Annotated in this window: 13 protein-coding genes and 1 other RNA gene; 9 read left to right on the top strand and 5 right to left on the bottom strand. The window is 34.5% G+C overall.

Going from position 1 to position 13,506, the window contains the following annotated elements; all coding sequences use genetic code 11:
- Positions 1–27 precede the first annotated feature (27 nt).
- From ACFEMA_RS13420 to ACFEMA_RS13400, 5 genes are all read left to right on the top strand, one after another.
- Positions 28–753: a hypothetical protein gene (locus ACFEMA_RS13420; RefSeq protein ID WP_411768722.1), complete on the top strand. Its 726-nt coding sequence runs from the start codon at positions 28–30 to the stop codon at positions 751–753.
- 4 nt (positions 754–757) lie between these two features.
- Positions 758–1,561, top strand: coding sequence for a DUF3822 family protein (locus ACFEMA_RS13415; protein WP_411768721.1), 804 nt, complete (start codon positions 758–760; stop codon positions 1,559–1,561).
- Positions 1,561–2,097 (top strand): RsmD family RNA methyltransferase, encoded by a 537-nt coding sequence (locus ACFEMA_RS13410; RefSeq protein ID WP_411768720.1) that lies wholly within the window; start codon positions 1,561–1,563, stop codon positions 2,095–2,097. The genes ACFEMA_RS13415 and ACFEMA_RS13410 overlap by 1 nt, the downstream gene beginning before the upstream one ends.
- A 191-nt stretch (positions 2,098–2,288) precedes the next feature.
- Positions 2,289–3,065: a hypothetical protein gene (locus ACFEMA_RS13405; protein ID WP_411768719.1), complete on the top strand. Its 777-nt coding sequence runs from the start codon at positions 2,289–2,291 to the stop codon at positions 3,063–3,065.
- Positions 3,066–3,109: 44 nt separating this feature from the next.
- Positions 3,110–3,616 carry a nuclear transport factor 2 family protein gene (locus ACFEMA_RS13400; RefSeq protein WP_411768718.1) on the top strand — a complete coding sequence of 169 codons (507 nt, stop codon included), beginning with the start codon at positions 3,110–3,112 and terminating at the stop codon, positions 3,614–3,616.
- A gap of 43 nt (positions 3,617–3,659) precedes the next feature.
- On the opposite strand, the gene rnpB is transcribed toward ACFEMA_RS13400, so the two are convergent.
- Positions 3,660–3,989: RNase P RNA component class A (gene rnpB, locus ACFEMA_RS13395), an RNA gene on the bottom strand.
- A gap of 145 nt (positions 3,990–4,134) precedes the next feature.
- Here rnpB and dnaX point away from each other — a divergent pair.
- The 3 genes from dnaX to ACFEMA_RS13380 are packed head-to-tail and all read left to right on the top strand — an operon-like array spanning position 4,135 to position 6,977.
- A complete protein-coding gene (dnaX, locus tag ACFEMA_RS13390; protein WP_411768717.1) occupies positions 4,135–5,865 on the top strand; it encodes a DNA polymerase III subunit gamma/tau in 1,731 nt (576 codons plus the stop codon).
- Entirely contained in the window at positions 5,858–6,409 is a 552-nt protein-coding gene (locus tag ACFEMA_RS13385; RefSeq protein ID WP_411768716.1) for a hypothetical protein, read from the top strand. The genes dnaX and ACFEMA_RS13385 overlap by 8 nt, the downstream gene beginning before the upstream one ends.
- Entirely contained in the window at positions 6,396–6,977 is a 582-nt protein-coding gene (locus ACFEMA_RS13380) for a tRNA-(ms[2]io[6]A)-hydroxylase (RefSeq protein WP_411768715.1), read from the top strand. The genes ACFEMA_RS13385 and ACFEMA_RS13380 overlap by 14 nt, the downstream gene beginning before the upstream one ends.
- Positions 6,978–7,032: 55 nt before the next feature.
- On the opposite strand, the gene ACFEMA_RS13375 is transcribed toward ACFEMA_RS13380, so the two are convergent.
- The 4 genes from ACFEMA_RS13375 to ACFEMA_RS13360 all read right to left on the bottom strand — a co-directional run bounded on the left by ACFEMA_RS13375 (position 7,033) and on the right by ACFEMA_RS13360 (position 11,226).
- Positions 7,033–7,572: a porin family protein gene (locus ACFEMA_RS13375; RefSeq protein WP_411768714.1), complete on the bottom strand. Its 540-nt coding sequence runs from the start codon at positions 7,570–7,572 to the stop codon at positions 7,033–7,035.
- A 101-nt stretch (positions 7,573–7,673) separates the two neighbouring features.
- Positions 7,674–8,579: a Ppx/GppA phosphatase family protein gene (locus ACFEMA_RS13370; protein WP_411768713.1), complete on the bottom strand. Its 906-nt coding sequence runs from the start codon at positions 8,577–8,579 to the stop codon at positions 7,674–7,676.
- A 1-nt stretch (position 8,580) separates the two neighbouring features.
- Complete coding sequence (gene ppk1, locus ACFEMA_RS13365) at positions 8,581–10,629, bottom strand: polyphosphate kinase 1 (protein ID WP_411768712.1); 2,049 nt, start codon at positions 10,627–10,629, stop codon at positions 8,581–8,583.
- A gap of 108 nt (positions 10,630–10,737) precedes the next feature.
- Positions 10,738–11,226, bottom strand: a complete 489-nt coding sequence (locus ACFEMA_RS13360; RefSeq protein ID WP_411768711.1) for a SixA phosphatase family protein — start codon at positions 11,224–11,226, stop codon at positions 10,738–10,740.
- 469 nt (positions 11,227–11,695) lie between these two features.
- Between ACFEMA_RS13360 and ACFEMA_RS13355 the strand changes: the two genes are divergently transcribed.
- Positions 11,696–13,506 (top strand): HYR domain-containing protein (locus ACFEMA_RS13355; protein ID WP_411768710.1); only part of this gene is annotated, 1,811 nt, incomplete at its 3' end.

Raw genomic sequence — 13,506 nt, 5'->3', positions numbered from 1 at the left:
GTTAGACCTTAATAAAATAAACTAACTATGTTAACAGTAATTATTGCAGTTGTTGCTATTATACTTTTAACCATCTTAATTGTATGGTTAATTGATAAATTTGTGCCTAAAAAAATTAAGCCACTTATTCATCTTGTCTTATGGGCTTTGATAATCTATTTGGGCTACATCACATTTATGTCAGTATATGGCGAAATTCAATTTAACAAGTTGAAAGACAAGCGTTACGCAATTGTAATTGAGCGTTTACAGGATGTTAGGGATGCACAATTAGCCCACAAAGAGGTTACTGGTAAGTACACCGATAGTTTTGATAATCTTATAAAATTCATTGATACGGCTAAAGTGCCTATTACGCAAAGAAGAGATACCTCTATAGTTGATGAGGAAGCTACAAGACGTTTTGGTGGGGTTGAAACTTTAAAAACATTAGTTTTAATTGATACACTTGGTTACTATACGGTTAAAGATTCTTTATTTAAAGGAAAAGATACCTATAAAAACCTAGCTGATGTTGGTGTTGGCAAAGAAGGTGCAAAGTTTGAATTAAAAGCTGGTACATTAGATGATATTCCTGTCTTTGAAGCTAGTGTTGATAAGTCAATTGTTCTTTTTGACCAAGACAATAATTTAGTCAATAAAGAAAAGCAAACCGTATCTGTAGATGGTGTAAACGGCCCAACAATTACTGTTGGTTCAATGACTGAAGTTAAGACCACTGGTAACTGGCCTAAAAATTTCTCTAATCAATAAGAGTTTGACAAATAAAATATCTAAAGAGCTGTCCATTCAAGTTGATTTGAATGGACTTTCTTTTTGTATTCTCGACACTTCAGAAGATAAATTCACATATTTTAAACGTTTAGAGTTTAAATCCAAACTCACGCCGTTTGACACGTTGAATGCATTAAAGGCTGAGTTGAGTTCTAATACAGTCTTCTCAGGTGATTTTAAATCTGTTCTTATAATACACCAAAATGAATTATCAACTCTAGTCCCAAAAGCACTTTATGACGCATCTAACAATGCCGACTACCTAAAGTTCAATTCAAAAATTCTACAAACAGATTTTATAACTAAGGACAAACTAAAAAGCATTGAAGCGGTTAATGTTTTTATTCCTTATGTAAACATTAACAATTACATTTTCGAAACTTTTGGTGAGTTTACTTATAAACACGCTTCTACAGTATTAATTGATACTATTATTGAAAAGTATTCAACCCTTGACGAAACACTCTTTGTCAATGTGCATAAGGGTTCCATGGAAGTGATAGTGATGAAGGACAAGCAACTTGAACTTTTTAACCGATTTGATTATACCACTACTGAAGACTTTTTATATTACATTCTTTTTGTTGCTGAACAGTTAAACTTAAACCCAGAGACTTTAATCGTAAAGCTATCTGGTACAGTCACAAAGGATAGCCCACTATTTGAGTCCATTTATAAATACATAAGGCATGTAGATGTTTTAGAGTGTAGCACTACTTTTAATTGTGACACAATAGCTGAAATAGATAGATTACCTAATAACTTCATTATTTTAAATAGCATTTAATGCGAATTATTTCTGGCGAATTTAAAGGACGGCGAATTACAGCTCCAAGCAAATTACCTGTTAGGCCAACAACAGACATGGCAAAAGAAGCCTTATTCAATATTCTGAATAATCGCTATTATTTTGATGAGCTTTCTGTATTAGATTTATTTGCAGGCACCGGTAATATCAGTTATGAGTTTGCGTCACGCGGTTGTGAGGCTATAACTGCAGTTGACGTCCATTACGGCTGTGTAAAATTTATCAGTGAGACCTCAGATACTTTTAAAATGCCCATAGAAACCATTAAAAGTGATGTGTTTAAGTATTTGGAAATGACTACAGAATCTTTCGATATTATTTTTGCTGATCCACCTTATGATTTTCCAAAAGAAGAGTTTTCAAAAATCCCCGATTTAGTTTTTGAGAATAATCGTTTAAATGAAAACGGTCTTTTAATTGTAGAACACTCAAAACATACAGATTTATCGGATTTAGAATTTTTCTCAGAACAAAAAAATTATGGAGGCAATGCTTTTTCATTTTTTAACAAATAGTGATTTAAATACTGCATCGCATTGAAAATGTGAAACTTATTTCGTAAATTAACAATCGCTTGAAGCTCACCCACTTTATTCTACTTATTTTATAGGTTACTATAGCGTTGCATTACTCCCCTAAAAATATGTGCAACCTTTTGATGTGATTACTAATAGTTCAATTATATACTAACTTAAATCAACATCTTATGAATTTTATTAAAATTAAAGTAATGCTATGCGCAACTGCTATAGCTTTCGTTTCTATGTCCTTAGCACAGGGGGAGGAAAAAATGTATCAAATGTACGAGATACATGAAGATCAAGTGAAACCATCTATGATGGCGCAATATGAGAAAACTGCTAAAATATTTGCAGATAAAATGCGTGAACATAAAATCGCTGATGGTGATTTTTTAACAATAACAACAGATGATTTTAGATATTTAAGTGTTAGACCAATCGACAGCTTAGGACAGGAAAATCCAGGGATGAGTGAGTTATGGGAGAAAATGGGTCAAGAAGATTTTAGTGAAATGATGTCTGGATTTAACCCCTGCTACGATAGACATGGAAGTTATGTCATTTTTATGGATAAAGAATTAACCTATATGCCAGAAGGTATATCGCAAACACCAGATGGTAAAAACTATAGAAAATTCTATTACATCTATTACTCGCCGCAAAATGGGTCAAAAATGAGGGAGGCTATGATGGACGTAAAAAAATTATTTGAAAGTAAAAATTCAAAATCATCATACAGGGTTTATCATAGTGGTTATGGAACCATGGATTCATTTTATATGATTGCAATTGCTGGTGAAGACGCTGTTGCCCTAGCAGAAAAAGCAAAAGAAAATGATAATCTTTTAGGAGAAGATGCAGGGCCTATATTTCAAAAGGTTATCGGACTCGCCTTAAAAATGGAAGAGTTTACAGGTTCAGTAAGACCAGAATTAAGCTATATGAATGGCGATAATGATTAACTAAAATTCAAAATAAAATGAAAAATTTATTAGTACTCGGGCTCATGGTAGTTCTATTCACATCTTGCCAAGAACAAAAACAACGTTATTTTTCTGATTCATCTGAAATAGAAACTCTAAAAGCAGGCATAAAGGCATATGAATCTGGCGACTGGGATACATGGAGAAGTCATTTTGCAGATACAGCAAAGATTTACGTTAATTCCAAAGAACCTATGTCTCTATCAGAAAGATCTGAAAATCTATCTCAAATGACAACTATGATGTCATCTTATGGCTTTGATCACTCTGACGATTATATTGAAATGGTTCTAGACAAAGACGATGAGACTTGGGTGTATTATTGGGCAACTCACAATGGTACATTTGCCGCGAACGGCAAGAGCTTAGATTTACAAGTGCACCTCGCTGTACAGTTTAAAGATGGAAAAATTGTTGCAGAGCATGTTTATTATGACGCTACGCAAATGAACAAAATAGTAGAGGAAATCACACAAAGTGAGATGGCATCATCCGATGATGAATTATCACAATCAGATGAATCAAACTAATTAGAATTTTAAAAAAAACCCTTTTTAAAAAAAGGGTTTTTTTATTTTGTGTAAATCTATAAGCCGAATTCTGTATCAAGACAGTTATCGTCTTGACCCTTATCATTTATCTGAATATACTGTTACCAGCATACTTTAGCTGCCTACCCTCCAACAATCGTGCGTGCAGCACTCAAACGTTGGTATACATGACATTGCACCACATAGAGTTTACCTGATTTCACTACAGCTTAACCTGTACATTCTTTCTGTTGCACTTTTCCTAACCTCACGGCCGATGGCTGTTAACCATTATGATTGCACTATGGTGTTCGGACTTTCCTCCCAAGTGCTGAAACAAGTTCAGCACAAAAGCGATAAGGCGATTTACTTAGGGCAAAAGTAAGTAAATTGTTAATAACTCATGGTATTTTTAAAGACCACAAAATGCCAGTTAGCTGGTTATTTTTAAATTTGTATATAAATTTTTTCAAAGACATTTAATAGCATCGTAAGGTGTTAAATCAAGTTCAGAGCAATTGGAACATTTTGTAGTATCGGCCCGTAAATACAGACCCCAAACCTTTAAGGATGTTGTGGGGCAACAGGCTATTACAAATACGCTCTTAAATGCTATTGAAAATAATCATTTAGCCCAAGCCCTTTTGTTCACTGGGCCTCGTGGTGTCGGTAAAACGACCTGTGCACGGATTTTGGCTAAAATGATCAACAGTGATGAAAACACTAGCGAATCCGAAGATTTTGCGTTTAATATTTTTGAACTGGACGCAGCTTCTAATAACTCTGTAGATGATATTAGAAATTTAACGGATCAAGTAAGGATACCTCCTCAGGTTGGTAAATACAAAGTATATATCATAGACGAGGTTCACATGTTATCTCAAGCTGCATTTAATGCCTTTTTAAAAACACTAGAAGAGCCTCCAAAGCATTGCATATTTATCTTAGCGACTACCGAAAAACACAAAATCATTCCTACAATCTTGTCGCGTTGTCAAATATTCGATTTTAAACGCATTACTGTAAAAGATGCCAAAGAGTATTTAAAGTATATAGCCAAAGAACAAGGCATTGAAGCTGAGGATGACGCATTACACATTATAGCCCAGAAGGCAGATGGAGCGATGCGTGATGCGCTTTCAATTTTTGATAGGGTTGTCAGTTTTTCTGGAAAAAACCTGACGAGACAGGCCGTAACTGAGAACCTAAATGTTTTAGATTACGAAACTTATTTTGATAGTACAGATCTCATTCTTGAAAATAAGATTCCTGAATTGTTGATTCAATTTAATACTATTCTATCCAAAGGTTTTGACGGCCATCACTATATTGCAGGCTTGGCATCTCACTTTAGGGATTTATTGGTTTCAAAAAACCAAACAACAATAGAACTGTTAGAAGTGGGAGAAGAAACGGCAGAGAAATACATGATTCAATGTCAAAAAGCTTCGCATTCCTTTTTAATGAAGGGCATTGATCTAGCAAATGAGTGCGATCTCAAATACAAAACGAGTAAAAATCAGCGACTGCTGGTTGAACTTACTTTAATGCAATTGGCCTCTATCACTTTTGATGGAGAAAAAAAAAATAGCAGTCAGTTCATAATCCCTCCATCCTACTTTAAAGCTAAGGGCATTAAACCTATCGTCGTTTCAAAGCCCGTAAAAATCAAGAAACCCAAAATAGCCTCTTCAGAACCTGAGCCTGTAAAGCAAGAAACGGTTTCTGAAAAAGAAGAAAGTGTAGTTTCAGAGCCCGAAATTCCGAAACTGTCCATAGACAAAATTCAAAAAACCACGTCTGGCCTCTCATTAAAAAGTATACGAGAAAAGAAAGAGCATCACATTAAACAATTAGATGTGGTGATAGACGAAGAGGACTTGCCAAAAGAACCCGTAACCCAAGAAGAATTGGTCGAAGTTTGGAACACCTATATAAAATCACTTCATAAAAAGGGAGAGAAAATTTTGGCTTCCATTATGGAAATGGATAGCCCAAAGTTAAAAGACACCGCTATCTGCTTGGAGTATGCCAATAATACGTCCAAACTCGAATTAGAACGTGCTCAATATCCCTTAATGCAGTACTTAAGAAAGACATTAAAAAATTATGATCTGCACTTGCAAATAAAGGTCAATGAGGAGGTAGCAAAGAAATATGCATTTACTCCAAAAGAAAAGTATAATAAACTGAAAGAAAAAAATCCTAATTTAGAACTCCTAAAAAAAACCTTTGGATTAGATGTCTAAACTAAGAAACATAGGGCTATTTCTATTTATTGCAGCCATTGTACTTACAATTTTTGATGGAAGAATGAGTTCAAAAAATGCATTAGACAAAAGCATTTCAGAATTTAATGCAAAAGTGGAATTGACTAATGTTACCTATATCCCAGAATACTATACAGAACGTATTACTGATACCATTCTCAGTAATGGCTATAAAGTGAAGATTAAAACCACTACCGATATGTTATCTCATATTGAGGTAGAAACGAATCAAGATAACACTATTAATAAGGAAATTTACAGACAACATATTGTTGAAATTGAATTACAGCACGAAAAAACTGGAACTGTAAGACACATATTAGACCAAAACATGGTTAGTAATTCTCTTGATAACCTTGTGCTAAGAGCTGCTTATATCAATGAAGAAGCCTCGTTATTCGAAGAGGGTATTCATCTTAATCTTCATTTTTTAAATCCCAATTCAAAAAAGGAGAACATCTTCAACATGATTATCGATAACAACGGTAACTATAAAATAACACCTCAAAATGCTAGGACTTAAACTACCTACAGATCCTCGTTGGGTTAATATTGTAGAAAAAAACATCGAAGATATTTTAACTGACCATGCTTATTGTGAGCAAAAGGCAGCGAGCACGGCTATTTCTTTAATTGTCAGTTTTCCTGAATACACCGATTTGGTCCAAGAAATGACAGCCTTGGTAAAAGAAGAAATAAGCCATTTTAAAATGGTTCATGATAAAATCATCGAACGTGGTTGGACACTGGGAAGAGACCGAAAAGATGATTATGTTATTCAATTATTAAAATTCTTTCCCAAAGGGGGAAGTAGAACTACACAAATGGTACATCGCCTACTCTACGCTGCTTTGATAGAAGCCAGAAGCTGTGAGCGTTTTAGATTATTATCCGAAGAACTTGAAGACAAAGAGCTCGCTGAGTTTTATAAAAAGCTAATGGTCAGTGAAGCCAATCACTACACTATGTTTTTAGGTTTTGCTCGCCAATACGGCAACCGTAAGGAAGTGGATGAAAAATGGCAACAACTTTTAGAGTATGAAGCTAATATTATGAAGGGCCTTAGTAAAAAAGAAACCATACACGGATAAAAAAAGCCTCAATTCAAAAAATTGAGGCTTCTTATTTATTATTAATTGAACACGTTTAGATTTTAATACCTATACCTATTTGAATATTGTTGTTTTTTGCCTCGAAAGGGGCAGCCGCATCATCAAGAATGTTTGTTAAACCATATGAGTAACGTAGATCTAAGAAAATATCTACCGTAATCATATATTCTATACCAGCAACCGCAGAAAACGTAAACGTTTCAAAGCCATCTCTGTTTTTCCATGTTTTTAACGAGGCTTGAGGTCCTAGTCCAAAAGTTAGGTTCTCACTAATAGCATAACGTAATTGAACTGGTAAATTTAAATAATCAGCTCTGATGTCTGTTGCTTTACCTCCTTCAGCCGACCATTGCAATTCGGTCATTAAAAATACTTTTTCAGAAAATGGTATTTCAGCAAAGCCACCAAAGGCAAATCCGTTTCGGTGTTGGTTGTCGAACGTAGCGTCTGGGTCAAAATCCAGATTAGAAATATTATAACCAGCTCTTACTCCGTATTTTATATCTTGTTTAGCTTGGGAAAAACCAATTGTAGTAAAAGATACTACTAGGGCGATAGTAATCAATTTTTTCATAAGTAGTTGTTTTTTATATACTTGGTAAATATATATTTTATATCAAGTTTTCAATCATTTTTTAGTTTTATTAATGAAAAAGTAGGATGAACGGCAAAAATTTACAGTTTTGTACTTGGAATTGTCTGATTGTACATACTTTTAATGATACCATCAGAAAGACCAATTTTAGGTACTAAAATGTCTTTTGCACCGCTCCATTTCATCGCAGATAAATAGATTCTTAGTGCTGGAATTATAACATCTGCCCTATCTTGATTTAAGTTTAACTCTGTAATTCGCTCTTCGTACGAGTAGTTTTGAAGCGTATTATAATAACTGGTTAAGTAGAAGTAAGACAGGGGTTTCCCTATGTCTTTTCCTGAGATTTTAAAGATTTTGTTTATGTTTCCGCCTGAACCAATAAGTTCAATTTTATCGTATTTATTTGTGTTGGTTTTAATCCAGCTTTCCAGCTCTCGCCACGTTTCATTTTTTACGATGTCATTCAATAAACGTACAGTACCTATTTTAAAGGATTCTGAAGTGATTTTTTCACCATTATGGATTACTGAAAATTCTGTACTCCCGCCACCAACATCAACATACAAATAGGTTTTATTCTCATCTATAAATGTATGTAAGTCTGTTGCGGCTATTATTGTGGCTTCTTCCTCACCATCAATAATATCTATTCCTATTCCACATAATTCCTCAATTTTATCCTTTAACTCAGAGCCATTTCTAGCTTCACGCATAGCAGAGGTAGCACATGCCTTGTATAAAACAACACCATGGGATTTCATGAGCAGACTAAAGGCCTGCATTGTATCAATCATCCTTTTGATATTATATTCAGAAATGTCTTCGTGTATAAAAACATCAGCCCCTAATCTAATAGGCACACGCACCAATGAGTTTTTCTTAAAGACTACGGGCTTATCTTTTTGCTCAATAATATTAGAAATTAATAATCGTACCGCATTAGATCCTATATCAATCGCAGCGTATTTCTGTATCTTCAGCATTCTATTTTTCTAATCTTTTGAGATAATAATCATACGTTGCAAACTGTGACCTCACTAAAGGCTCTGTCTGCTTTTTGTAGGCATTACTCTGTTCTTCATCTATTATCCTGGCCTTTACATTATCATTCCAACAAATCTCAAAAATATCCTGAAGCTCTGATTTAATGTCTTCATTATATATAGGACAGGTGACTTCTACTCTATTATCTATATTTCTGGTCATCCAATCTGCTGATGATATAAATACCTTAGGCTCGTTATTATTACCAAAAATAAACAATCTAGTGTGTTCTAAAAATTTGTCAACAATACTGATAACCTCAATATTTTCACTCATGCCTTTTATTCCCGGCACCAGGCAACAAATTCCTCTAACGACCATTTGTATTTTTACTCCAGCTCTACTTGCTTCATAGAGTTTATCAATCATTATAGAGCTGCTGATGCTATTCATTTTTAATTTCATCCAAGCAGGCTTACCCTTTTTGGCATTTTCAATCTCATTATCTACAAGGACAAAAAGTTTATTCTTTTGATAATGCGGAGATGTAATAATATGTTTATAGCGCTTAATCTTATAGTTGACTTCCAAAAAGTCGAATACTTTAAGGACGTCCTTTAATACTTTTGAGTTTGATGTTAACAGCGTAAAGTCTGTATAAATTTTTGCGGTTGACTCATTAAAATTTCCTGTACTTACAAATCCATAACGCTTTAATTTACCATTTTCCTCGCGCTCTATAACACACATTTTACAGTGTACTTTTAGTCCTGTAACCCCAAATAACATTTGCACACCTTCTTCTTGCATTTGCTCAGCATAACTGATATTGGCTTCTTCATCAAAACGGGCACGTAATTCTATGGAAACAGTAACCTTTTTACCATTTTTGGCTGCATTGATTAATGAACTAGCAACGTGGGAAATCTGTGCCAATCGATATATGGTAATTTTTATGGTTTTAACTTTTGGGTCGAGAGCTGCTTCCCTTAAAAATCGGACCACATAAGAAAATGTGTGATAAGGTGCGTAGAGCAAATAATCTTTTTCTGCCAAGGTTTTAAATATACTTTGCTCTGGGTCTAGGTCTTTAATTGGTAACGGATCAATCTTTTTATAGAGTAAATCTGTTCTTCCCAAACTTGGAAAAGACATATAATCCCTTCGGTTGTGGTATCTACCACCAGGAATTACACTATCCGAAGATTCAATCCCCATTTTAGCCTTAAAATACTGAAGTGTTTCTTTATCTATGGATTTATCGTAAACAAAACGGACAGGTTCTCCTATTTTACGGTCCTTTACACTGTCTGATATTTTTGCCAAGAAGCTCTTACTCAAATCACTATCAAAGTCTAGCTCTCCATCTCTGGTGATTTTTATCATATAGGCCGAAATCTTAGAATAATCGAAAATATTAAAGATGTCGTGCAAACAATACCTCAATAAATCATCAAGGATAATGATGTAGTTTTTATCGTCAGATTTTGGAAGCTCCACAAAGCGATCCATGGATCTAGAAATCTCAATAAGCGCAAATTGCTTTTTTCCATTTACCATATCCATTTTTACCGCCAAATAGGCTGCACTATCCTTCAACAAAGGGAGTTCTATATCGTCATTTAATACAATGGTGACTAATGCTGGGCTTACTTCCTGAAAAAAATAGGACTTTATAAACTCGTGCTGATGAGGTTGTATTTGTTTCTCATTGAGAATGAAGATATTCTCTTCTTCTAGCCTAGTTTGAATGGTTTTAAGGATTTCTAAACTCGTTGTTTGCTGTTCAATAACAACTTCGGTAATATCCTCCAATAAGTCACTAGCCTTAATACCGCCAAGTTGGCTTTTACCACCTTTACCGGCTTCATCAATACGTTTAACCGTTGCGTAACGTACTTTAAAAAATTCATCAAGGTTGTTAGAAAATATTCCCAAAAAACGTAGCCTTTCAATCAGAGGTACGTTTTCATCAGCGGCTTCTTGTAGGACACGAGCATTAAATTGAAGCCAACTTAGCTCGCGGTTAATATATCTGTTTTCTGTCATTAATTGTATTAGTTCTCTAAAAACAAATATATCTTATTTATATGTAAATGCCCGATTGGTAGTGTGACTTTAAAGTAAAATCTTTTATCACTATACAAGTATGAATAATTATCCTTTTAGATCTTTTGGGAAGATTAATGATTTTGTTTGTCCAAGCTTAACGTGTTGCCATTGTTCAATATCAAAAGCAATCCTAGCCAATCCTGAAGTGGGAAGGTTACCAATAAAGCGATCACCTAAATCATTGATTAAACTTGTAAAGGCATGATTATGACCAAATAACATCACACAGCTAAGTGAATCATCTAAGTTTTTGATGAAATTTAAAACCGATTCACCTCCAAAATCGTATAGTTCATCAGAGATTATTGCTTTAGAAAGGTCAAAATCCATGTTTTGAAGAAATATCTTACAGGTTGAATACGCTCTATTGGCAGGGCTCGAAAAAATAGCATCAATACCAACATTTTGATTTTTAAATACTTGTGAAACAAGCTTAGCATCAGAAATACCGCGACTTTTTAAGGGACGTTCCCTATCGCCTACATCGTATTTCCAAGACGATTTACCGTGTCTAACAAAAATAAGTTCTTTCATAATATTCGATTAAATGATAATTTTTATCGATTAAATGTTGTTTTAATCGGATTAAATACATAGATTGCACCGTTTTAATCAATTAAACCCTTATAAACTAAGGAATTAATTGAAGTATAAAGTTAAATATTAATATTAAAATAAACCAGTATCGATAAAACAGTACATTTTTTCGACGATTAGCATTTAGAAGTCACTTATCGAATATATAGGTGCTTTAAAAGTTTTTTTTTGACCGTACTGACTATATGTGTTCTTTTGTTGGTAGCTATTAATCAATTAATTATGACCCCAAATCAAATTATTTCTTTGAGCCGAGATTTTATCGGCGATTTTTTCCTCCCTCAGAATTTATCGAATTACGTTTGGTTAGTCCTTGTTAAGACAGTTAATACCAATGATACTACTGCTATTGCAGTATAACATATTTAAAGAACAAAGTTGTTGTAGTTAAACAAAACAAAAGCTTATGAAAACTAATACTTATAAGATGCTACGAAAAACACTCATCCTTTTGGTATTCCTTGGGATGACTAATGCGTATGCACAAATCGATGGTAGTTACTGTCCAGGACCTGGAGATGTCGGGGATGAATATGCTGGCACGCAAACTTTTTCGCCTGATGCCATGGGAACTGGTACTTGTGCTATACAGCAGATTTGGGCAGATATTGATATCGATAATGAATTTTTAAAGTTGGGATTTAAGATTGGAAACTCTGGTACAGCTCTATTTAGAGTGTATATAGATACTGATAATAATCCAACAACAGGTTTAATATCTGATACTTTTGGTGGCCCACTAGTTATAGCTGGTGCTGAGTATATTCTTCAGATAAATTCCAATAACGGAAATACAACATTATTTCAAGCAACTGGACCAAATACTAAAATACAAATTCCACCTAATGGTCTTATTGGTGAAAATGGAGATTCTAATGGTTGTTTTACAGGAAATGGTGGCGATGGTCGCTTTTTTGAGTTCTACATTCCTTTTGCTTCAATTAATTTTGATCTCTGTAATCAAGATAATCCAGGTGAGATAAATATTGCCCAATATGCATCTGTATCTGGTGGTTCTGCCAACTCTAGCTTTTGTTTAGGTGAAACTTTAGACTTTACCGTAGAGTTATCTGGTAGCGTCGAAGAAGATCAGGAAATTTGTCTTGGTGAAACACCAGATGAATTAAACGTTATAATTAATGGAGGTACTAATAATACTATTGTAACATGGCAAATCAGTACTGATGACGGTGCTAATTATACAGATATAAATAATACTGCTGGATTAACTTCCTATACTCCAGATCCTAGTAACCCACAATATGTTGCTGGAAACGACTACTATTATAGAGTAGAAGTTCAAAATACGGATGTATGCCCTACAACCTATTTTACAACTCCTGCTATTATAACTGTTATTGATGATGATGAAGGGCCAACAATAACTTGCCCAACCCCAAATAGTTCTTACAACGCAGATAACGGTTTATGTAGTACATCTCTTAGCTTTACAGCTACAGCTACAGACAATTGTACATCGAATCCATCGATTGTTTATTCTGTTGGTGGAAACGTTATTACATTTCCTTATGACTTCCCAGTAGGAACAACTACTGTTATGGCAACTGCAAGTGATGATAACAGTAATGCATCTTCTTGTACTTTTAATGTGGTTGTTGAGGACAATCAAGATCCTACTTTTAATGAAACACTCCCTGGAAATGTTACTGTTGAATGTGATAATATTCCAGACCCTGCTGTCTTGACAGCATCGGACAACTGTCCTGGTGTATTGGTTGATTATGATCAAACCAGAACAGATGGTTCTTGTCCTGATAATTATCAATTAACAAGAACATGGACTGCAACAGACGCTTCAAACAACAGTATAACACATACTCAAATAATTACAGTACAAGATACTACACCACCTAACATCGACACTCAGGCAAGCCCTCTTGTTGTTGAATGTGATGGTAGTGGTAATACAACACAATATGATGCTTGGTTACAATCAAATGGTGGAGCTGCTGCTTCAGACAATTGCGATGATGATGTGTCCTTTTCATTTGTAGTTATAAGCACTACCAATAATTGTGGAGGAACTCTAGAAAGACTGGTACGTTTTAATGCAACTGATGATTGTAACAATACTTCATTTACTGAAGCTACATTTACTATTGTAGATACTACGGCTCCTTCTTTAACCGTGCCTGCGGACGAAACAGTAGAGTGTACTAATCCTACTGACCCTTCTGCTACTGGTACTGCTACCGG

It is taken from the genome of Winogradskyella sp. A3E31 (assembly GCF_046720935.1).
Taxonomy (GTDB): domain Bacteria; phylum Bacteroidota; class Bacteroidia; order Flavobacteriales; family Flavobacteriaceae; genus Winogradskyella.
Note: the sequence above shows the minus strand (reverse complement) of the source record. Positions and strands in the feature narration are given on the sequence as shown.

Excerpts from the sequence above, each read along its gene's own strand:
- ACFEMA_RS13385 (WP_411768716.1), top strand. The coding sequence starts at position 5,858 with ATGTCTAAACTAAGAAACATAGGGCTATTTCTATTTATTGCAGCCATT.
- ACFEMA_RS13420 (WP_411768722.1), top strand. The coding sequence starts at position 28 with ATGTTAACAGTAATTATTGCAGTTGTTGCTATTATACTTTTAACCATC.
- ACFEMA_RS13400 (WP_411768718.1), top strand. The coding sequence starts at position 3,110 with ATGGTAGTTCTATTCACATCTTGCCAAGAACAAAAACAACGTTATTTT.
- ACFEMA_RS13360 (WP_411768711.1), bottom strand. The coding sequence starts at position 11,226 with ATGAAAGAACTTATTTTTGTTAGACACGGTAAATCGTCTTGGAAATAC.
- ACFEMA_RS13410 (WP_411768720.1), top strand. The coding sequence starts at position 1,561 with ATGCGAATTATTTCTGGCGAATTTAAAGGACGGCGAATTACAGCTCCA.
- ppk1 (WP_411768712.1), bottom strand. The coding sequence starts at position 10,629 with ATGACAGAAAACAGATATATTAACCGCGAGCTAAGTTGGCTTCAATTT.
- ACFEMA_RS13375 (WP_411768714.1), bottom strand. The coding sequence starts at position 7,572 with ATGAAAAAATTGATTACTATCGCCCTAGTAGTATCTTTTACTACAATT.
- ACFEMA_RS13405 (WP_411768719.1), top strand. The coding sequence starts at position 2,289 with ATGAATTTTATTAAAATTAAAGTAATGCTATGCGCAACTGCTATAGCT.
- ACFEMA_RS13380 (WP_411768715.1), top strand. The coding sequence starts at position 6,396 with ATGCTAGGACTTAAACTACCTACAGATCCTCGTTGGGTTAATATTGTA.
- ACFEMA_RS13370 (WP_411768713.1), bottom strand. The coding sequence starts at position 8,579 with ATGCTGAAGATACAGAAATACGCTGCGATTGATATAGGATCTAATGCG.